This window comes from Pseudomonas sp. A214 (assembly GCF_900156295.1).
Classification (GTDB): domain Bacteria; phylum Pseudomonadota; class Gammaproteobacteria; order Pseudomonadales; family Pseudomonadaceae; genus Aquipseudomonas; species Aquipseudomonas rhizophila.
In genome coordinates this window covers 960,539-980,981 of sequence record NZ_LT707062.1, presented here as the reverse complement: position 1 = coordinate 980,981, position 20,443 = coordinate 960,539, and the positions used below count along the sequence as shown (strand labels likewise).

The 20,443-nt window shown below is 59.7% G+C and carries 15 protein-coding genes; 4 read left to right on the top strand and 11 right to left on the bottom strand.

Annotation, left to right across the window (positions count from 1 at the left end; genetic code table 11):
• Nucleotides 1-100 precede the first annotated feature (100 nt).
• Genes BW979_RS04315 through BW979_RS04305 form a run of 3 tightly spaced genes read right to left on the bottom strand, consistent with a single transcriptional unit; the run spans nt 101 to nt 5,303 of the window.
• Nucleotides 101-3,148 carry an efflux RND transporter permease subunit gene (locus BW979_RS04315; RefSeq protein ID WP_076383256.1) on the bottom strand — a complete coding sequence of 1,016 codons (3,048 nt, stop codon included), beginning with the start codon at nt 3,146-3,148 and terminating at the stop codon, nt 101-103.
• Nucleotides 3,145-4,209, bottom strand: a complete 1,065-nt coding sequence (locus tag BW979_RS04310) for an efflux RND transporter periplasmic adaptor subunit (RefSeq protein WP_076383255.1) — start codon at nt 4,207-4,209, stop codon at nt 3,145-3,147. Before BW979_RS04310 ends, BW979_RS04315 begins: the two co-directional genes overlap by 4 nt.
• Nucleotides 4,206-5,303, bottom strand: coding sequence for an efflux RND transporter periplasmic adaptor subunit (locus BW979_RS04305; RefSeq protein ID WP_076383254.1), 1,098 nt, complete (start codon nt 5,301-5,303; stop codon nt 4,206-4,208). Before BW979_RS04305 ends, BW979_RS04310 begins: the two co-directional genes overlap by 4 nt.
• A gap of 142 nt (nt 5,304-5,445) precedes the next feature.
• Between BW979_RS04305 and BW979_RS04300 the strand changes: the two genes are divergently transcribed.
• Nucleotides 5,446-6,606: an AAA family ATPase gene (locus tag BW979_RS04300; protein WP_047226804.1), complete on the top strand. Its 1,161-nt coding sequence runs from the start codon at nt 5,446-5,448 to the stop codon at nt 6,604-6,606.
• A 329-nt stretch (nt 6,607-6,935) separates the two neighbouring features.
• Here the strand turns inward: BW979_RS04300 and BW979_RS04295 are convergent, their stop codons facing one another.
• From BW979_RS04295 to BW979_RS04270, 6 genes are all read right to left on the bottom strand, one after another.
• Nucleotides 6,936-7,718 carry a MetQ/NlpA family ABC transporter substrate-binding protein gene (locus BW979_RS04295; protein WP_076383253.1) on the bottom strand — a complete coding sequence of 261 codons (783 nt, stop codon included), beginning with the start codon at nt 7,716-7,718 and terminating at the stop codon, nt 6,936-6,938.
• Nucleotides 7,719-7,895: 177 nt separating this feature from the next.
• On the bottom strand, nt 7,896-12,626 hold the full coding sequence (locus BW979_RS04290; protein WP_076383252.1) for an RHS repeat domain-containing protein: 4,731 nt from the start codon (nt 12,624-12,626) through the stop codon (nt 7,896-7,898).
• Between the two features lie 28 nt (nt 12,627-12,654).
• A complete protein-coding gene (locus BW979_RS04285) occupies nt 12,655-13,599 on the bottom strand; it encodes a hypothetical protein (protein WP_076383251.1) in 945 nt (314 codons plus the stop codon).
• 259 nt (nt 13,600-13,858) lie between these two features.
• On the bottom strand, nt 13,859-14,782 hold the full coding sequence (locus BW979_RS04280; RefSeq protein WP_076383250.1) for a sigma 54-interacting transcriptional regulator: 924 nt from the start codon (nt 14,780-14,782) through the stop codon (nt 13,859-13,861).
• Nucleotides 14,783-14,828: 46 nt separating this feature from the next.
• Entirely contained in the window at nt 14,829-15,410 is a 582-nt protein-coding gene (locus BW979_RS04275; protein WP_076383249.1) for an alpha/beta hydrolase, read from the bottom strand.
• 213 nt (nt 15,411-15,623) lie between these two features.
• Entirely contained in the window at nt 15,624-15,869 is a 246-nt protein-coding gene (locus BW979_RS04270; RefSeq protein WP_076383248.1) for a DUF2789 domain-containing protein, read from the bottom strand.
• 144 nt (nt 15,870-16,013) lie between these two features.
• Between BW979_RS04270 and BW979_RS04265 the strand changes: the two genes are divergently transcribed.
• The 3 genes from BW979_RS04265 to BW979_RS04255 all read left to right on the top strand — a co-directional run bounded on the left by BW979_RS04265 (nt 16,014) and on the right by BW979_RS04255 (nt 18,112).
• Nucleotides 16,014-16,538, top strand: coding sequence for an NfeD family protein (locus BW979_RS04265; RefSeq protein ID WP_047226797.1), 525 nt, complete (start codon nt 16,014-16,016; stop codon nt 16,536-16,538).
• A 1-nt stretch (nt 16,539) separates the two neighbouring features.
• Nucleotides 16,540-17,301 carry a slipin family protein gene (locus BW979_RS04260; RefSeq protein ID WP_047226796.1) on the top strand — a complete coding sequence of 254 codons (762 nt, stop codon included), beginning with the start codon at nt 16,540-16,542 and terminating at the stop codon, nt 17,299-17,301.
• Nucleotides 17,302-17,728: 427 nt separating this feature from the next.
• Nucleotides 17,729-18,112 carry a DUF6124 family protein gene (locus tag BW979_RS04255; RefSeq protein WP_076383247.1) on the top strand — a complete coding sequence of 128 codons (384 nt, stop codon included), beginning with the start codon at nt 17,729-17,731 and terminating at the stop codon, nt 18,110-18,112.
• Between the two features lie 601 nt (nt 18,113-18,713).
• Here the strand turns inward: BW979_RS04255 and BW979_RS04245 are convergent.
• Both BW979_RS04245 and BW979_RS04240 read right to left on the bottom strand, forming a co-directional pair.
• Nucleotides 18,714-19,670, bottom strand: a complete 957-nt coding sequence (locus tag BW979_RS04245; protein WP_076383246.1) for a sulfotransferase family protein — start codon at nt 19,668-19,670, stop codon at nt 18,714-18,716.
• On the bottom strand, nt 19,658-20,443 hold the full coding sequence (locus tag BW979_RS04240) for an aspartyl/asparaginyl beta-hydroxylase domain-containing protein (RefSeq protein ID WP_076383245.1): 786 nt from the start codon (nt 20,441-20,443) through the stop codon (nt 19,658-19,660). The genes BW979_RS04245 and BW979_RS04240 overlap by 13 nt, the downstream gene beginning before the upstream one ends.

The following is a 20,443-nucleotide window of genomic DNA, read 5'->3' as shown; positions in this document are numbered from 1 at the left end:
AGATCTCAGCGGCCACACGTGGTGTACAACCGAGATCCAATGTGGGAGCGAGCCTGCTCGCGATGGGGCTGCACCGCAGCCCCAATGATTCACCGCCTGTTCAGTCGCGCTTGGGCTCGCGAATCTTGTACCAGGCCACATACAGCGCCGGCAGGAACAACAACGTCAGCAGGGTGGCGATGATGATCCCGCCGATCATCGCGTAGGCCATCGGCCCCCAGAACACTTCCCGGGCAATCGGGATCATCCCCAGGCTCGCGGCGGCCGCGGTGAGCAGAATCGGCCGACGCCGATGTTCGGTGGCTTGCACCACCGCATCCCAGGGCTCGTACCCGTCACGTTCATACTCATCGATCTGGGTCACCAGGATCACCGAGTTGCGGATGATGATGCCGATCAGTGCCAGTATCCCGAGGATCGCCACAAAACCCATGGGCGTGCCCGTCGGCACCAGCGCCAGCACCACGCCGATCAACCCAAGGGGCGCGACGCTGGCCACCAGGAACATCTTCTGCACACTGTGCAGCTGGATCATCAGGAAGGTCGCCATCAAAAACAGCATCAGCGGCACGACGCTGGCGATCGGCCCTTGGGCTTTGCTGCTTTCTTCCACCGTCCCCCCGGTGGCGACCTTGTAGCCCGCCGGCAGACCGGCAGCGAATTGATCGATGGCCGGTTGCAGTTGCTTCACCAGATCGGTGGGCTGGATTTCATCGCGCACCGCGGCCTTGATGGTAATGGTGGGCTTGCGGTCGCGACGCCACACCAGGGGTTGTTCCAGTTCATAGCGCACTGTGGCGAACGCCAGCAGCGGAATGGAGGTGCCGCTCGGCGTGACGATCTGCAAGTTCTGCAGGGTCTGCGGCGAACCGCGCTCGGCGTCTTCGGCACGACCGACCACGTTGATCAGGTATATGTCGTCATTGACCTGGGTCACCGGCGAACCGCTGACGATACTGTTCATCAGCCTGGCCACGTCCTCCGAAGACAAGCCCAGTTGCCGCGCCCGGTCTTGGGCAATGTCGATACGCAGCACCTTGCCCGGCTCGTTCCAGTCATAAATGATTTCGCCAATGTGGGTGTTCTTGTCCAGTTCGCTGGCAAGTTCGATGGCGTGCTTGCGCACCTGGTCGATGTCCTTGCCGCTGACCCGGTACTGGATCGGCCGCCCCACCGGCGGGCCCATTTCCAGGGCCTGCACGTAGCTGCCAATGCCGACGAAGTCCTCGCGCAGACGCTTTTGCAGGCGTTCGGTGAGGGCCGTGCGCGATTCCAGGCCTTTGCTGACGATCACCAGTTGCGCGTAGTACGGATTCTGCAACTGCTGGTCCAGCGGCAGGTAGAAACGAATCGCGCCCTCACCGATGTAGGTGCTCCAGCGCTCGATGTCCGGGTCGCCCTTGAGCGTCGCCTCCAGGCGATCGACCGCCTTGCGGGTCTCGTCCATCGAAGCGTTCTGCGGCAGGTTCAAGTCCACCAGAATTTCCGGGCGGTCCGAAGACGGGAAGAACTGGTTCTGCACAAAACGCATGCAAAACACCGACAACGCAAACAGCAGCACGGTGATGCCAATGGCCCACCAGCGATTGCGCATCGCCCACAGCAAGCCGCCATTGAAAGCCCGGCCGATCCGTCCTGGCTCGTTGCTGTGGGGTTTCACATGGGTACTGAGGATGTGCACGCCGATCACCGGGGCGAACAGCACCGCGACGATCCACGACACCAGCATCGCCACGGCAATGACTGCAAACAGGGTAAAGGTGTACTCGCCGGCGGAGCTGGCGTTCAGGCCGATGGGCACGAACCCGGCCACGGTCACCAGGGTCCCGGTGAGCATCGGGAAGGCCGTTGAGGTGTAGGCGAAGGTCGCGGCCTGCTCCTTGGTTTCACCTTTCTCCAGGCGCGTGACCATCATTTCCACGGTGATCATCGCGTCGTCCACCAGCAGACCGAGGGCGATGATCAGCGCACCGAGGGAAATCCGCTGCATGGTGATGCCGCTGTATTCCATGAACACAAAGACCATCGCCAATACCAGCGGAATCGAGCAGGCCACCACCAGCCCGGCTCGTAAGCCAAGGCTGATAAAGCTGACCACCAGCACGATAATCACCGCCTCGAACAACGCGCTGGTGAAACCGCCGACCGCTTCCTCCACCACTTCGGCCTGGTCCGACACGGTATGCACGTCGACGCCCACTGGCAGATCGGCGGTCAGTTCGTTCATGCGCGCGTGCAGTGCCTTGCCGAATTCCTGGATGTTGCCGCCCTTCTTCATCGCAATGGCCAGGCCAATGGCCGGCGTGCCATTGAAGCGAAACATTGGGGTCGCGGGGTCGACATAACCGCGACTGATGTCAGCGATGTCGGCCAGGCGATAAAAACGATCATTGAGCCGCAGATTGACGTTGGCCAGGTCCTTTTCCGACTGGAACTGCCCGGAAGTGCGTACGGAAATCCGCTCCGGCCCGGCGTCGATCACCCCGGCGGGAGTCACAGCGTTCTGGGATTGCAGGCTCTGCACCACCTGGCGCTGATCAATACCCAGCGCGGCGAGCTTGCGGGTCGAAAAATTCAGGTACAGGACTTCATCCTGCTCGCCCACCATCTCGACCTTGCCCAGGCCCGGTACCTCACGGATTTCGGCGCGCACTTGCTCCACATAATCGCGCAACTGACGCATCGAAAGCCCGTCGCCGGTGAAGGCATAGACCGACCCGTACACATCGCCGAATTCGTCGTTGAATCCCGGGCCTTGCAGGCCTTGGGGGAAGTCACCACGGATGTCGTCGATCTTCTTGCGAACCTGATACCAGATCCCGGGGATTTCCTCGGCGCCGGTGGTATCGCGCAAGTACACAAACACCGTCGACTCCCCTGGCCGGGTATAGCTTTTGACATAGTCGAGAGAGTCGAGCTCTTCGAGTTTTTTCTCGATGCGGTCGGTGACCTGCTTGAGGGTTTCCTCCTGGGTCGCGCCAGGCCAACGGGTCTGGATGACCATGGTCTTGATGGTGAACGAGGGATCTTCTTCGCGCCCCAGGTTCATGTAGGAAAACACCCCCATCAACAGGGCGACGAACATTAAGTACCAAACAAACGACTGATGCCGCAGGGCCCATTCGGATAAGTTGAAAGGCCCTTTCATCGTGCGTCCTCGTCGAGTTTCACTTTCTGCCCCGGCTGGAGGCTGTTCACACCGGCGCTGACCACACGGTCGCCGGGCTTGATGCCATTGGCCACCAGCACCGAGTCGGTGGAGCGGCTGAGAATCCTCACCTCTCGGGGGGAAACGGTCTGACTCTGCGGATCGACAAGCCAGATCCGCGTTGTGCCATCAACCTCTTGCAAGGCACTGAGCGGCAGCTCGATGCGCGGCTCGATGGTTGAGCTCAGGGTCACGCTGATGGCCGTGCCCAGGCGAAAGCCTGGCGGTGTATCGCCCAGGGTCAGCCGTGCGCGGCGCGTGCGGGTGGCGCTTTGGGCCTGGGGTTCGATCTCGCGCACGGTGGCGGTCGTGCGGATGCTCGGGTCCAGTTCCCCGGCAACCTCGAACACGACATCGGCGGGCAGGCGCTCAGCCAGGCCGGCCGGCAGGTCGATCACCGCTTCCTTGATGTCCGGGCGCGCCAGGGTCACCACTTGCTGGCCGGCAGTGACCACCTGCCCGGCCTCGGCATCCCAGGCCGTGACGACGGCATCGTGGTCGGTGTGCAACTGGCTGTAGTTGAGTTGGTCGCGAGCCTGCTCCACCGATGCACGGGCCTGTTCCAGGGAAGCCGCGGTGGTTTTCAGATCGGTCTGGGCAATGTCCAGTTGCGCCTGCGCGCCGACACCACGGTCGAACAACTGCTGCTGGCGACGGGCATTAGCCTGGGCATTGATGTACTGCGCCTCGATCCGCGCCAGGTCGCCCTGGGCGGCGCGCAACTGGTTCTGTTGATCGGTGGGGTCGAGGGTAGCGAGCAAATCACCCTTCTTCACTTCGGCGCCGACATCGACGTTACGGCTGGCGATCCGTCCCGGCACGCGGAACCCCACATTGGTCTCGTAACGGGCCTGGATGCTGCCCGCGAAGCGCCCAAGGGCTTGCTGGTCAAGCGCGCGAACCTCGATGGACAACACCGGGCGCACCGGCTCAGGTGGCGGCTCTTCCTTCGAGCACGCCGCCAGCAACAGGCCAGCCGAGACCATCCACAAACGCTTCATGGCTGGACTCCGGATTTCTCATGGGTATTTTCAGCGATCTCTACGCGCACGCCGGGATGCAGCAATTGCCCACCCGCAGTGACCACTGTCTCACCCCCCTTGAGCCCGTCGCTGATGATGACCTTACCGGTGAGATACCGGCCGACGGTGACATTGTGCAACTGCGCCTTGCCTGCATCGTCCACCAGCCACACCGCCGGATCGTGAAGGTTCTTGGTCAGCGCCGACCAGGGCAGTTCCACGGCGGTCTTGCCAGCAGACTTGGCGGTGGCACTGACCACCGAACCCAGGCGCATGCCTTCGGGTAACTCACTGAGCGTCACCTTGACCTGCACGGTGCCGGTTTCAGCGGAAACCGCCGGGGTGATCTCGCGCACCGTACCGGTGGTCTTGATGGCCGGGTTGTCCAGCAGGCTGATGACGATGGCGGGATCCGAGGGCGGTTCGCGCAACAGTGACTCGTAGATATTGAACACGGCGTCGCGCTCTCCGTCCTGGGCCAGGCTGAAGATCGGTTCCGTGGCCTGCACCACCTGGCCGACCTCCGCCTGCCGTGCCGTGATGATGCCCGGAGCCTCGGCGATCAGCGCGGTATAGCTCAGTTGTTCGCGGGCGTTGGCCAACTGGGCCTGGGCAGCGGTCAGCGCACTCTGGCTGCTGCGCAGTTGCGCCTGGGCCGTGTCATATTCGCTCTGGCTGGTATAACCCTTGGGCAAGAGTTTTTGCTGGCGCACGAACGCCGCCGCACTCTGCTTGACCCGCGCCTGTTCGGCAGCCACCTGAGCCTGGGCGGAGTCGACACGAGTCTGCAGATCCTGGGGGTCGAGCCGGGCGAGCACCTGTCGAGCCGAAACCCGGTCACCGACATCCACCTTGCGCTCGACGATCTTGCCGGCCACGCGGAACGACAAATCGGTCTGCACCCGAGCCTGGACGTCACCGGTGAGGGTCACCGAGGCGGCATATTCGGTGGGCACGGCCTGTTGCACGAAAACCCTCGGCAGGGCCTTTTCCTCGGGTTTTTCATCACCGCATCCGGCCAACACCACACACAAGCCAAGGCCAACCAGAACTTTACTTCGAGGACCAGCCATGCAGACTCCTTTGCGTTGTACGGACGTACCAGTGACGATACGACTGTGAGCTTAGAACAGGGTTCAACACCTGCCACAGGATCACAATGGATACACCCATCAGGCAGACTAGTGCCTTTGCGGCAGCGGGAAAAATTTGCACATGCTCAAGACACTGGCGGTGGCCAACTACCGCTCGATCAACAAACTGGTGATCCCCCTGGGCCGGCTGAACCTGATCACCGGCCCCAACGGCAGTGGCAAATCCAATCTGTATCGTGCCCTGCGCCTGTTGGCGGAGACCGCCCAGGGTGGCGTGGTCAACGCCCTGGCCCGCGAAGGCGGGCTGGACTCGACCTTCTGGGCCGGGCCGGAAGTGATCAGCCGGCGTATGCGCAACGGCGAGGTGCCCATCGGAGCTACGGTGCGGCTCAGCACGAAACGTCTGCGCCTGGGTTTTGCCGGGGAAGATTTCAGCTATTCGATTTCCCTCGGCCTGCCAGAACCGAGTTTGTCCGCGTTTTCGCTGGACCCTGAAATCAAGCGCGAATGCATCTGGGCCGGCCCGGTGTTTCGTCCCGCCAGCCTGCTGGTGGATCGCAACGGGCCCATGATCCGTGCCCGGGACGGTCGCACCTGGGACGTCCTGGCTCAGTACACGCCCACCTTTGACAGTTTGTTCGACCAGGTCGGCAGCCTGCGCACCTCACCGGAGGTGCTGCAGATGCGCGAGTTCATTCGTCGCTGGCGCTTCTATGACCACTTTCGCAGCGACGCCGACGCCCCGGCGCGCCAGCCGCAACTGGGCACCCGCACGCCGGTGCTGCACCACGACGGGCGTGACCTGGCCGCTGCCCTGCAAACCATTCTTGAGATCGGCGACGATCAAGCCCTGCACTCGTCCATCAGCGACGCATTCCCCGGTGCCCGGCTGCATATCGAGAAACTGCAAGGCGGGCGTTTCGGCATCGAGTTTCATCAGCATGGCTTGCTGCGCCCGCTGTCGGCTGCCGAACTTTCCGACGGGACCCTGCGCTATCTGCTGCTGATAGCCGCACTGCTCACCCCGCGCCCACCCTCGCTGATGGTGCTCAACGAACCGGAAACCAGCCTGCACCCGGACCTGTTGCCGGCCCTGGCGCGGTTGATCATCCGCGCTTCAGCGCACTGTCAGGTCTGGGTGGTCTCCCATGCCCGGCGCTTGATCACCGCCTTGCAGCAGGACAACGACTGCAATTGCATCGTGCTGGAGAAAGATCTGGGCCAGACCGGGATCGTCGGCCAGGGAATACTGGATGCGCCGGCCTGGAGCTGGCCGGATTGATCGACGGTATTTGCAGGGGCCAAGTAAGAAGGCTATTTTTCCACTGGCTGTAGGACGGGTCTATTTCTCGACGGACCTCTCCAAGGAACCGCAGCTTATGGCCAGACTGCCTGGCCCCCATCACAAGGAAGATCACAATGGCTGACGTGAAAGCCCCGCAACACCTCGACCCACGCGACATCGTCAAACTGCTCGTGGCCCTGCGCCGCGCATTGAAAAAACCGCCTGCATAGCTACATCGATCAAGACGGGTTCTGAGCGTCGGCACAAAAAAAACGCCGACGCTGGCAAAGCCGTCGGCGTTGAAACTTAAAATCCTTGCTGTTCGATCAGAACGCCGGCAGTACCGCGCCGCTGTATTTCTTCTCGATAAATGCCTTCACTTCCGGGCTGGTCAGGGCCTTGGCCAGTTTCTGCATGGCCGGGCTGTCCTTGTTGTCCGGGCGGGCCACCAGGAAGTTCACGTAGGGCGAATCCGAACCTTCGATCACCAGCGCATCCTTGGCCGGGTTAAGACCCGCTTCCAGGGCGTAGTTGGTGTTGATCATGTCCAGGTCGACCTGATCCAGCACACGCGGCAGCATGGCCGATTCCAGCTCCTTGAACTGAAAGTTTTTCGGGTTCTTGGCGATGTCCTTGGGCGTGGCCAGGGCGTTTTTCGGGTCCTTGAGCTCGATCAGGCCCGCCTTCTGCAACAGGATCAGGGCACGACCACTGTTGCTGCCTTCGTTGGGGATGGCGATGGTCGCGCCGTCCTTGAGTTCGGCCAGGCTTTTGACTTTCTTCGAGTAACCACCGAACGGTTCCACATGCACGCCGATCACGGTCATCAGATCGGTGCCTTTGCCTTCGTTGAAGCTCTTGAGATACGGCAGGGTCTGGAAGTAGTTGGCGTCCAGGCGCTTCTGATCAACCTGTACGTTGGGTTGAACGTAGTCGGTGAACACCTTGATTTGCAGGTCCACGCCTTCTTTGGCCAGGGCCGGCTTGATCAGCTCAAGGATTTCAGCGTGGGGCACCGGGGTGGCCGCCACGACCAGTTTCTCCGCCGCCTGGGCCAGACCCGAGGTCAGGGCTGCTGCCAACGCGGTGAATAACAGAACCTTTTTCATGCAGTGTCCTTATCGAAGATCACCGTCGTCATGGACCACGGTCAAACAATGGAAGTGCCAGCGAAGTGCTATCGCTGGCGTGATGTGGACGATACCGATATTTTTTATGCCTTAACAATATCTTTTGTTGAGGTGCTTATACCCATAAGCCATAAATGAGCAGGCGTAATTTCCTCGTCAGGCAAATCGGATATCGGCGCTTCGCTTCCTGACGTCACCATAGATTTCGTCCTGTGCCTGCCCAAGCGACTGGCTGCCGAAAAATTCGTCCGCGCGCTGGAGATACTCTTTGGCTTTTTCGATGTACCGATCTCTATCGATCGTGTACCTGACGCCGTCAACCGGATACTTGACGTAACCGACCACATCCTTGGCTGTCAGTACATTCCTCAGGTCGTTTTGCACAGCGATGAAGTTACGCCGCCCGCCTTCAGGAACCAGACGGCTCGCGGCCTTGGCATATTCCCCAACACGTACCGCACGCAAGGCATTGCCACGATTCAATGTCACGGTATCACCGAGTGCCTCGACGGTTTTCTGCAACGCGACGCTTGTGCCTTTGCCCAATACCTTGCCCGCCAGGGAAGCCCCGCCAGACACGATACCCAGCGCAATACTGGTGTAACTGAGAATCTGCGTGGCGACGGCATCCGGGGCTGCCTCCGTCAACACCACCGATGCAATCGATGCCGCGCCTGACACCACTTCCAGCGTCAACGCCGCCGCAGCCGAAAATGACACCCCGACCAAAGGTGCGGATGCGCCAAGGGTCGCAAGGGTCAATGCGACGGAAGCCACAGCAAAAGCAGCAGTAAGACCTATCTTGACCCAACCCCAGGCAGAAATATGGCCTGTCGGGTCGCTGAGATTGATCGGGTCTCCCAGACAATAGGCATAAGGATTGAGGCCGCCGCCATCGAACGGGCTCCAACTGTCGGGCCGGTGGAATCGCATCAGTACCGGATCGTAAACCCGGTAGCCATTACCCAGCAGGTAACATCCCGTCACGGGGTCCAGCGGCTCGCCATTGAAACCGAACAGGCTACCCAACCCGTCGGACACCGGGCGTTGCCCATAGGGTGAATAAGCCTGCGTGGTGGTGTCTGCACCGGAAAGTGCCTGCAGGACGTTGCCGTAAGCGTCGGTGCAAAACAGCGCCGTCTCCTGGCCTTGCAACAGGGCCAGCAACTGCCGCCCTTCGCGCACGATGCTGCGCCTCTCGTCACCCGCCACTTCGCTGCACAACTGCTCTTGATGGTGGAAACGCCGGTATGCCTTCTCCCCCGTCAGCTCAAAGGCATGGAGCCAATCCGAGGCGTCATACCGATAGCGGGCCAACGTCGATCTGGAGTCCGCCGACGTCACGCTTTCCAGGCGGCCCAACTCGTCATACAGCAGCCTGCGCCCTTGCCCATCGTTGAGCAGATTGCCGTCCGCGTCATAACTGAAGGTTGTATTGCCCGCCACATAGTCGGGATGACTGTGGATGACGGCACTGAGTTGCGTTTTGTCAGCCAGGTCATACCGATAGTTCGCAATGTTCTCGCCACCGACGAAACGGGTGGTGACCTGACGAATGTTATCGAGATAGTCGTAAGTGAAATCCTGGGAAACGATAACTTTTCCCTGCGTATCCACGGGCGCCTGCTCACCCTTGCAGGCGTAACGCTCCAAGCGGCCACGCAGATCATAGGTGAACGATTCCAGGCGCAGGAGGACGTTCCCGACCTTGAGCGTGCGCTGGCTGAGCTTATCGCCGGGGCCGAACGACTGGGCCAACTCCAGGACGTCTTTTTCCTGGGAGGAGGAACGTCGAAGAACCTCGCGGCCAAACTCGTCGTACACCAGGTCGGTGACCATCGACAGGCCCGATTGAGCGTCGGTGACGGTGATACAACTGAGGTGCTCTTGAGCGTTGTACGAGTAGGCGACGCAGACTCGGCCTTGGGTGATGCCCGACAACCGTCCTGTCTCGTCATAAAGACAGGTGCGATCCGCGCCGTTAACGTCTGTATGGCAAATCGGCTTTCCCATCAACGAGTGGGTTTGCGAACTTTCGAACCGGTCGAGCGCAGTTACCCATTTTTCCTGCTTGAGCCGACCGGACGCAGAATATTCCATGCGTCGCTGCACCAGCGCGTTGGCCGACTCCTGGAGCAGGCCGGTGCGCGGATCAAAACGATGCCTTGTCGAAACCGGCGCCTGGCTGCCTGCGCGCTCGGTGACACAATCATCGAGCAACGGATCAAGGGTGAACCGCAGGACTTTGCCGGCCGCAGTGATCCTCTGCGAAGCGTTCCTGCTGGAGCCTTCATAGACCAATCGTTCAGTGCGACCATCTGAGCGATTGAGCGTAATACGCATCAGCCCATCGTAGGTTCGGCTACCCACCACGTAGTCATTGGCGCTGATTTGCGTGGGATGGTCACCCTGGCTGTGTACCGCGTACTGCTTCTTGATGACCGTACCGTCGGGCAAAACCGTACTCAGAACCCTCCCCGCCAGATCGTAGCTGAAGCGAGTCACCGCCCCGTCAGAAGCCCTTTGCCTGATGCACCGTCCCAGCCCATCGTATTCGTAGGCGGTGACCTCTCGAATAACGCCTGACAGGTCCACCCGTTCGATGCGCGACGGTTTGCCAAAAACGTTCGTGAACGTACGCGTCTTGCCGGCGCCCTCCATCCACTGTGTGCGAGTGAGCGCTACCGGGTCGACCTCATCATGCACGATCACCTGTCCACGGCGACGGACGCGGCTCTGATGTCCCCACGGGTCATACTCGTACAGGGTCTTCAGTGATTTCGCCTGGCCCTCGAACCAGTCGGTTTCTTCATCCGCCTTCAGGCGCCCGAGGCTGTCGTATTCGGCCTGATAGATCAGGCGCATGGGCGCGCCAGGCATATCGACATCCTGCTTCTGGACGCTGATGGTGCGGCCGACGCCGTCACTGCGGGTCGCTGTCTGGACACCCCGCGAATCCGTGACGATGACCGTGACAAACGGATCTTCGGGTGTGAACGGTTGATAGGTGAATTGACGCGACGCTGCGCTGTCGGTGCCTGGCATCACCGTTTCACGGATCAGTTGCCCCAGCGAATCGTATTTCATGCTGACGCTGCTGCCCCCGGATTCACGGGTCTTGATCAGCCAGTCACACTCGTCATGCCAGCTCTGTCGCAAGTGCCTCACGCCTTCGGCGCTAAAGGTCTGGTCGGTGCGGACATGCCCGTTTTCACGCTGGTAGGCATAATGGTATTCAGTCCGCACACCGCCTACCGTTTCAACTTTGCTTTGCAGCCTCGCATGGAAGACGTCATTGACGTCATTGACGTACTTTAATCGACAGTCCACCCGTGGCTCGCTGACGCCGTCTTCGTACAGTGTTTCACTGGCCAGCTGCACACAACGGCCGCCACCGGGACGTAACGAAGGCAGCTCAGCGTAGGTGTAACGGACCACCGTTGTAGGCGCGGCAGCGAAGTCAGGGGAAGCGAAAATGGACTTCTGTTTGAGCAAGGACGGCACGCCCAATGGACTGGCAGGGCAGTCAGCATCCCCTTGTGCGGGGAAGTATTCATAGACTTCACGCACTCCGCTCGGACTGGTCTTTTCCAGCAGATTCCCATGTTCATCATAGGACGTGCGGGTGACCTCGCTTCTGATTCTACTGCGCCCCGCATCCGCGGCATCGCTGCTGTCAAAGAAGCTGTCGCGCACCACGCGTTGCATCTGGAACTGTGGGGGCTGATCCTCGAAAGCCCTATTGGGGACATCGTGGTATTCGATCTCCCGCAGTTGCATCTTGCCGCCACTGATCGTTCTTTGCGAAATCATCGAATGAAAGCGGTTGTAGGTACGCGTGACGCGAGACGCCTCACGCTGACCACCTTCATCCAGGGCAATCTGTATCTGGGTGCAAGCGTACTCGTACTGCCCGCTCAAGCCATAAAGCACATCACTGTCAGCGGTCCAGAGCGCGCGCGAATCGAACCCGAGAAAGTTTCTGCGCGAGTATTCATATTTGCTCATCATGGCCGGCTGCCCCCCGCCGGGGGACATGACCGACTGGACGACAACCGGCAACGAAGAGACCGGCGCCCCCGTAGGCAAGCGATGTCCCTCAGGCCTGTAACTGAGCGTTTCCTGCGCGCCGCTTGGCTGTTGGACGTTGGTCATCAGCAAAAAACCATTGATTCGCCGATAACCAAAGGACCACATCAACTGATTATTTTCGGCCGTGACCAGAATGATGCGCTGGAGTAGTTCATTGTTGAGCGCGAACCGGTATTGGAGTCTTTTTGAAGGCATATCCGGCCACAAGGTAATGGTCGGTGGCGTTCCTCCGTTCTGGGCATAGTCGATACTCAACAGGCGGTGCTGTTGGTGATAAACCTCCGTCAGACGTCGCTGTCCGGAGATGAGCCTGTAGGCATAGCGCGTTTGCTTGCCATTGGGGCAATACGCATGCGTCAGCAGCCACTCCTCAGCCGTTGCAGAGGGGCGCGAGAGTATTTCGGTCCGCCCATCGATGTGCTCAATGACAAGTTCATCGCCTTGCACCGTAACGTTCAGGTTATCGAGCTTTTTATCCTTGAACGTGGCCTGGCCTTCGCTGACCAGAAGCTGATAGGTCACGCCGTTCGACAGTGTCAGCTTGCGTCGGCGTTGCTCATAGCTGCAGGTGCGCAGGGACCAGCCGGTGCCTAAACCCATGTTTTGATTATTGAAGGAATCATATGAAAGGGTAAGCGGTAGCTTCGACCCGCCGGCTGCGTCAGTGGGCGCTGCATCCAGCGCCACGCTGCAACTATAACTACCGGTACGAGGATCAACACCCGAACGAATGAAACTATCAAACCTGAAGGCAGCCGAAGTTAACTGCTCTTTGAATGAAACTGAGCGACTCATCTATTCTTCCTTGAACATGGTTTCTGATTTACCGGGCGACCCAGACCGCCAACGTCTCTTCAGTTATCCCGACGCGCAGTTGATGGAAATTTCCAAATACATCACGCATTTCCAGTGCAGCGCTGTTTCTATTCTCTCGGACCCACACCGGCCCACCCTTTTTTCCGAACGCCAGAACGAATGCAACCACGCCCTTTTCGCTTAAATTCCTTCCTACCGCATCCGGCCGCTCCCAACTCAAATAGGCTGACGTTCGTATTGCGCGGCCATCGCCATAGCCCACCACGTAATAACCCGAGTATCGATTGTCCGGGCTTCCTATCTGAAGATGCGTCCTCATATAAAAGTCCGCCATAAATTCCATTCGCTGCTGGTCAACGATCAACTCCAGGACAAAACCCTCGACTTTCGCGATATCAGGCGATTGGCTGGAATAGTAGGCGGGGATGGTGCGAACAGAGTACTGCTCACTTCGGTAAACAGCGGGCGCCAGTGGAATCAATACCAGAGAGCCAAACTCGCTGGCCTTGGAAGATAGAAATTTTTTGCCATCGGCCCGCGTGATGCACAGCTGTAAATCTATCGGTGTGTCGGAACGGGTCGTGACATAAAAATCTTTGGTGTAAACAAACTCACCCGACGGCACCGAGCCTTGGATAGGGCCATTCGGAGGAAGCTGGCGAAAACGGCTGTCCTCCCGCTCGGTGTACCTCCAGTCTTTGATGTCTTCGCGGTGCCGGTCTTTGGTCAATGCCAATCCGGTCAATGCATCGACCAGAACAATGGAGTCCAGCTCGGACTGGCTTAGAGCGACACTGCCCCAGAGCCAGTCTTCGACCTCGACAACCACTTTAACCTTCAATTGCTGATAACCGTTGCGGTACAACTGATTACCGCCCGAGACTGAAAAAATCTTAAAGGTTTTCAGGTCCGACCATGTCGCCACGCCAGGTTCATTATTCTTAAGTTCCATTTTCAAATCCTTAGTCCGTTACTTGATTGATAAGTGGCAGCCTTCCAGTTTGGTCGCCACATTGCTTGCGCCATTTAATTAACCATCACTACGGCGCCACCAATCAAGATCAAAACCCAGACAAATTATTTGAATGACAACTTATAACTGGCCGCAAAATGAAACAGCCCCGACATTTACGGGATCCGCGCAACAACAACGCCGACAATATAAAAATCATCAGCGCTCAAATGATTCAGTAACATTATTGACGCAGGCATCAGATCCCGGCGATCCATGTCTTTAATCGCTCAAGTTGTTGCCGGTCACCTTGCCTGATCAACTCAAGAACCATTTGCTCAATCACCGTTGCGGGTGTCGGTTGATGCGGTAAATTGAGATGTTCTGGCAATATTTGATCGCCGGTGCTCACCAGCAACGCAAAATGAATGACGTTCTCCAACTCGCGGGTATTGCCCGGCCAGTCGTGCCGTTCCAGCGCGTGCTGCGCGGCTTCGCTGATCAGCGGCACCGCCAGGCCGAGGCGCTGGCTGTAGATGCCCAGGAAGTACTCGGCCAGGGACAGGATATCGCCCACCCGCTCGCGCAAAGCCGGCAACTCGAGTTGACCTTCACTGAGATAGTCATAGAGCCGTTGGTGGAATTTACCGGCTGCCACTGCTTGCGCCAGATCGATGCTGGTGGCCGCAACCAGGCGCACATCCACAGGGCTGGGCTGGTGGGCGCCGACGCGGATGACTTCGTGGTTCTCCAGAGCCGCCAACAATTTTAGCTGGATCGGCAGCGGTAAATCGCCGATCTCATCCAGATAAAGGGTGCCGCCATTGGCCGAGCCGAACCAGCCGGCGCGGCTACTGGCCGAGCCGTTGTGGCTGCCGACGGCATAACCGAACAATTCGGCGTCGGCGTAAGTCGGGCTGATCGCAGCGCAATTGACCGAAACGAACAGTCCACCGCGAGCGCTTTCACGATGCAAGTAACGGGCAAGCAACTCCTTGCCCGTACCGGTTTGGCCGCGAATCAGTACAGCGATCGAGCGCGGCGCCAGTTGCTCCAATGCGTGGCGTAGTTGCCGCGAACGCGGGTCGACGAACACCAACGCCTTGGCGCGAATGCTCAGGGGGCTTTTTTGTGCGTCGGGAAACGTCAGCAACGGCTGACCCAGTGTTTCATGCAAGCTCATGGCAGACTCCCGCCCCAACCGCCGGGAGACGGGAGGGCAAAAAAATTCAGGCGCGACGCAGGGCGTGGTGCTCCATGCGGGTTTGCAGACGATAGAGATAGGCGAACCCCTGCTCCCAACGCTGATGGCCAGACTTGACATTGATATGCCCCGCCCCGGCCAGAATCCCGGCCTCGGCGCCCCAATGACGCGCCAGTTCAAGCGCGCGCTCAACGCTTACGGCGGGGTCATTGTCGGAACTGACCACCTGGCTCGCAAATGGCAGCAGATCGGTGGGAATCGGCGCGAAGTTGCGCAACGCAGGCGCGCAGGCCGGCCGTTCGACATCCGCCGGCGCCACCAGTAACGCCCCGCGCACCTGCTGCAGAAACTGCACCGGCGCGCTGGCCGCCCAATGGGCAACCGTGATGCAACCCAGGCTATGGGCAATGAGGATCACCGGCCTGCTGTCGGCGGCAATGGCTTCGGCCAGCGCCGCCACCCAGTCTTCACGCCGAGGGGTCAACCAGTCGCCCTGCTCGACCCGGGCACTGTTGGGCAGGCTGTTCTGCCAATGGGTTTGCCAGTGGTTTTGCGGCGATCCTTGCCAGCCCGGCACAATCAGGTAGCGAATCGATTCGTTGCGCATGGGTGCTCTCCCGCGTGTCTGTTGCAGGCGAGTATAGGGAGGTGAGCCAGATTGATTAAGGAATAAGAAGCTATTTATTAATAACAGTAAAGAATAACAACCTTTCTCTGTGAGAGCGGGCTTGCTCGCGAAAGCGCTGGGCCAGCTGTCGGTGATGCTGGCTGATACGACGCATTCGCGAGCAAGCCCGCTCCCACAGGTTCTGCTTCCGTGTCACTCGTTGCGTCCCTTGCGCAGCAACACATTCAACTGGTCCACCACTTCCGCCCAGTCCGCGTCCTCAAGGATTTCTTCACGCAGTAACTGCTGCTGGCTTGTGCTCCAGAAAAACGCGTCAGCCAAGTGCAGTTCAGGCTTGAGGGGTGAATGGGTCGTGATGAATTTGTCGATATCAACGGGGTCGTCAGACAGGCCCAATTGTTTGAACAGCGCGGGCAGGCTGTGGATCGGGGATTCCATGCGGGACTCCTGAGCATAGATCGGATGGCTGGGTTACTCCCCGCAGTCTAGCCTCTTGACGACCGCCAGACTGATCAAAATTCGATCAAATCACGCGTGAACTAGACTCTAGATAGAGTTCCCAATCACATCGCGGAGGATCCAGTGAACATTCGCTGTTTGATGGTCGCATTGCTGGCCATGAGCGGGCCCGCATTGGCGGCTGACGGACTCGCGCTACTGACGGCCAATCCCTTGGGTTTCTGGCTGATTGCCGCGGGCGTGGCCTTGCTGATCGCCGAGGCCGCCCTGCCCAACTACGGAGTCGCCGGGTTGGGCGGCATCATTCTGTGCGTCATTGGCGCGATCATCCTGACCAACGCCGATATACCGGTCCCACTGATGATCGTCCTGGGTCTGATCAGTGGCTTTTTGCTGATAGCCCTCCTGGTCCGCGCATTGAAAACCCGACCGCGCCAACCCGTCAGCGGCGATGCCGCGTTGTTGGGCAGCGTCACGGCGGTGACAGCGTTACAGGCCGGCAATAACCATCATGGCTGGATCCAGCTGGAAGGCGAACGCTGGCAGGTGACAAGCGCGATGCCGCTGCGGCCTGGCCAGGCCGTGCGGGTCATCGCACGCAAGGGTCTGCTACTGGAAGTGGCCGCCGCTGATTCACAAGGAGCCTGATATGGGTATGCAAATCGGTTTCACGATGCTGTTGTTGCTGTTGATAGCACTGGCGGCTTCAACGTTCCGGATCCTGCGCGAATACGAACGCGGGGTGGTTTTTCAGCTCGGCCGGTTCTGGCAGGTCAAAGGGCCCGGGCTGATCCTGCTGATTCCCGTGGTGCAGCAGATGATCCGCGTCGACTTGCGCACCATTGTCCTCGACGTACCGGCGCAGGACGTGATCACCCGCGACAACGTCTCGGTGAAGGTCAACGCGGTGTTGTACTTTCGCGTGCTCGATCCACAGAAGGCGATTATCCAGGTCGAAAACTTCCTCATGGCGACCAGCCAACTGGCCCAGACCACCTTGCGCGCCGTTCTCGGCAAACATGACCTGGACCAATTGCTGGCCGAGCGCGAGCAACTGAACAGCGACATCCAGCAAGTGCTGGACGCCCAGACCGACGCCTGGGGTATCAAAGTGGCCAACGTGGAAATCAAGCACGTGGATCTCAATGAATCGATGATCCGCGCCATCGCCCGGCAAGCCGAAGCAGAGCGGGAACGACGGGCCAAGGTGATCCACGCCGAAGGCGAGTTGCAAGCCTCGGAAAAACTCATGCAAGCCGCCGAAATGCTCGGTCGCCAGCCTGGCGCCATGCAACTGCGCTACATGCAGACACTGGGCTCCATTGCCGGGGACAAGACCTCCACCATCGTTTTTCCGCTGCCGATCGAGTTGCTCAAGGGGATGGCGGAGTTGTCGCCCAACAAGTCTTGATCAATTGCGCAGGGCATGGAATTCCAAGCGAAAGATCAAAGGATCGCAGCCTTGGGTAGCTCCTACACCCACTTCTGTAGGAGCTACCGAAGACTGCGATCCTTTGATCTTTTCCCCCGCCAAACCCTCGGACATTTCCTTCAATACGCAGCGTTGTTCATGAACTACGCAGCGATTTCGAGCGCCGCTAACCTTTGTCCGTCATCGCAAAAAACGGTGACACGGACGTGCAAGTCCGATCTAGGAACGCATTCGTTATGGCTATTCGCCGAGCATTTTTCTATGCTCGCCGACTGTTATGGCGGCTGCGCGTGGGAGACTTTCGGGTCTGCCGGGTTCCTGGACCGGTCTTGCACACCTACGTACAGCTGCCACCTTTTTCGAAGTGCAATCGATGGGTGTCGGCTCCACCTCCAGGGAAATCATTATGTTCAAAGCAACACCGAATCCGCCGCAAAGCGGCCATAAATCCCGCGTCGAAGCCCTCGAAGAAAAAAAGCTCGAAGACGCCGCCACCCGCGCCCTCGATTACTACCTCAAACCCCAGCCTTCCTCACCGTCCGAACCTGACAAAAACCAGCTCTTCATTGTCGCCCCCCACATCGAAACCGAAACCCTGCTCGCCAACGCCTCAGAAGACCTGCTCTCCATCAGCACCATCGCCGCCGACCTGGCTGACGATGTCGATGACTCACGCCGCTGTGTAGCCCTGGCGATCAGCCGCATGGCCGATGGGGTTCAGTTGTTGGTTGAACGGGCGTTGGATCATTTGGAAACGAAGGAGATGGCGGCGCCTGGGACCAAGGGGTAGAGCTTTGCTTTGATGCAAACTGTGCCGACGCCATCGCGAGCAGGCTCGCTCCCACAATTGGATTGGAGTACGACCGGGAGAACCAGGCCGGCTGTCAGGCCGCCTCGCTTTTGATTTTGATCTGGGGGCCCCGTTAACCACGCTGGCCGAACGCAGGTATTGCGTAGTGGGCATCCCGGCATGGATGCCGGGATAGCCGCGCTGGGCCATGGATGGCCCTTCGCGGCGGGCCCACGGAGCAATGCCTGCGTTCGGGCATGCCGAGCCTAGGCGAGGCACCGAGTGGTGGGGCAAGACCTTTTGGTTACTTTTGGGGCGTTTGCCAAAAGTGACCCGCCGTAAGGGCGGAACCGCCAGCAGCCGCTACCGCAGCAACGGATATGTACCCAGTCAACCAAATCCTGGCCGGCTATCGGGCCGCCATCGCGAGCAGGCTCGCTCCCACAGTTTGATCGACGTACAACCGGGAGAGCCAGGCCGGCTATCAGGCCGCCATCGCGAGCAAGCTTTGCTCCCACAGGGGATTGTGAGCAGTCGCGGATATTCAAACCAACACAAAACAAATGTGGGAGCGAGCCTGCTCGCGATTGCGCAGGGTCAGTCAACATTGATGCCGGCCAACGCGCCAGGTTTCGAGCGCCTCATAGGCCCCCTGCGCCCAATGCATCACCTGATTGCGCAGCCGTGACGAAGCCTCCCGACGCTTGTCCTCGCTATCACCGGCAAACGCCTGCCCCGGCTGCTTGGCATGCTGCCCCGTCATGGCAAACACTTGCCGGCGCTGGGCATCATTCAGCCCGAAAAACACCGCCAGCCGCCCTGCCATCGCATCAGGCAACTCAGCGTAATTAACCGCCAGCCCGGCAAACTCATGGCAGTGCTCCAACCCCGCCTGCAACAACCGCCCCAGCCGGCGCGCGATGAAATCTTCCTGGCCGCCGAAGGGCAATCCGTCGTCCAACACGCTTGTCCCGATCATCCCCGGCACCATGTGCATGCCGGGACGACGCCAATGGGAAACGGCGATTTCCAAAGGGTCGCGGTACACGAACAACCAAGGCGTGTCGGGAAAACATTCGCGCAGCAGCGCCAGTTCACCGATGTTCCAGGCGTCAAGCTTGATCACCAGCCGCTGTTCCATGCCTCGGCGGCGCTGCCCATAGGCCGACATCAGCCCCCTGAGTGCCACGCAGCGGTCAGCGTGCGCCATATCACCGCGCAGCAGAGTATCCAGAGGCGGCGGTTCTGAAATGACGATGTGGTCGTCCAGTTGCGCCAGCATCTGGCTGATCAATGTCGAGCCACAGCGGGAGGCATGGAAGATGAATGCACTCGGGGGCAGGCCTGGGCTTTGTTGTCTCCACTGGTCCAGGGCGCTCAAGGCTGTCTGGCGGCGGAACGCCTGATTGAAGGGCAACCGCAGGGCGTGTTCCACCGCGTCGCCGAAGAACGGTTGCGACAATCGCTCCTCCCCGAACCAGCACCAGTCAACCCGCCACTGCCCCGCCGCTTGCCACACGCGGATCGGCAGCCAGCCGTCCAGGTTCAGGCCTTCCACTGATCACTCCACTGCCGGCGACCGTTGCGCATGGTCGCCTGCAATTGCTCCCGGGTAACGTGTAAATCGCGTGCGGCAGCCATCGCGATTGCGCACTCAATGAAAGCGTCTACGTCATGCAGGCTCTGCAAAGTCCGGGCAAGTTGAGGGTCGGTTTCAACGAGCTGCTCAAAGCACACCAGATCACTTCGCTCAGCCACGATTGCCGGTGTGCTGAGCAGCCCGGCGGCGACCTGCCGTTGCAGCCATGGGCTGGGGCGGCAATCGAGCACCAGATGAATCCGCGGCTGACTGCTGTGGTTATCGACGCGATGAGGCAGCGACAGATCAAGAAACCAGCATTCGCCCGCCGTCATCGGAATGCGTTGCCCATCCAGCCAGAAATCCACGCCAAGCGGGCTGAGCAGCGGCACATGCAGGCGCAGATCGGCGTTCGCGCCACCCAGGTCATAATCGCGATGCTCGTGGATACACCCGCCGGGACCGAGTCGCAGCAGCCGGGCCGAGACGATTTCCAACGGCCAGTCGCGCAACGCCTCGTGCCACCGGTCATCCTCTGACCAGAGCGCGCGCTGCACGGGCTGACCGCGCCCGGGAGACAACGGGGTCAAGGCATCGACCGCCGAAATCAGCGACACTCCACTCCAGTCACCACTGTAGTACGCGCTGTTGAAGTGGCCTTGCCAATGATCGTCCTCAACGGCTGCCAGTGCCTGCAACAGCAAAGGCAGGTTCACCGTTACCGGCAGCCGGGAAAACGCCGGGCGCACCAT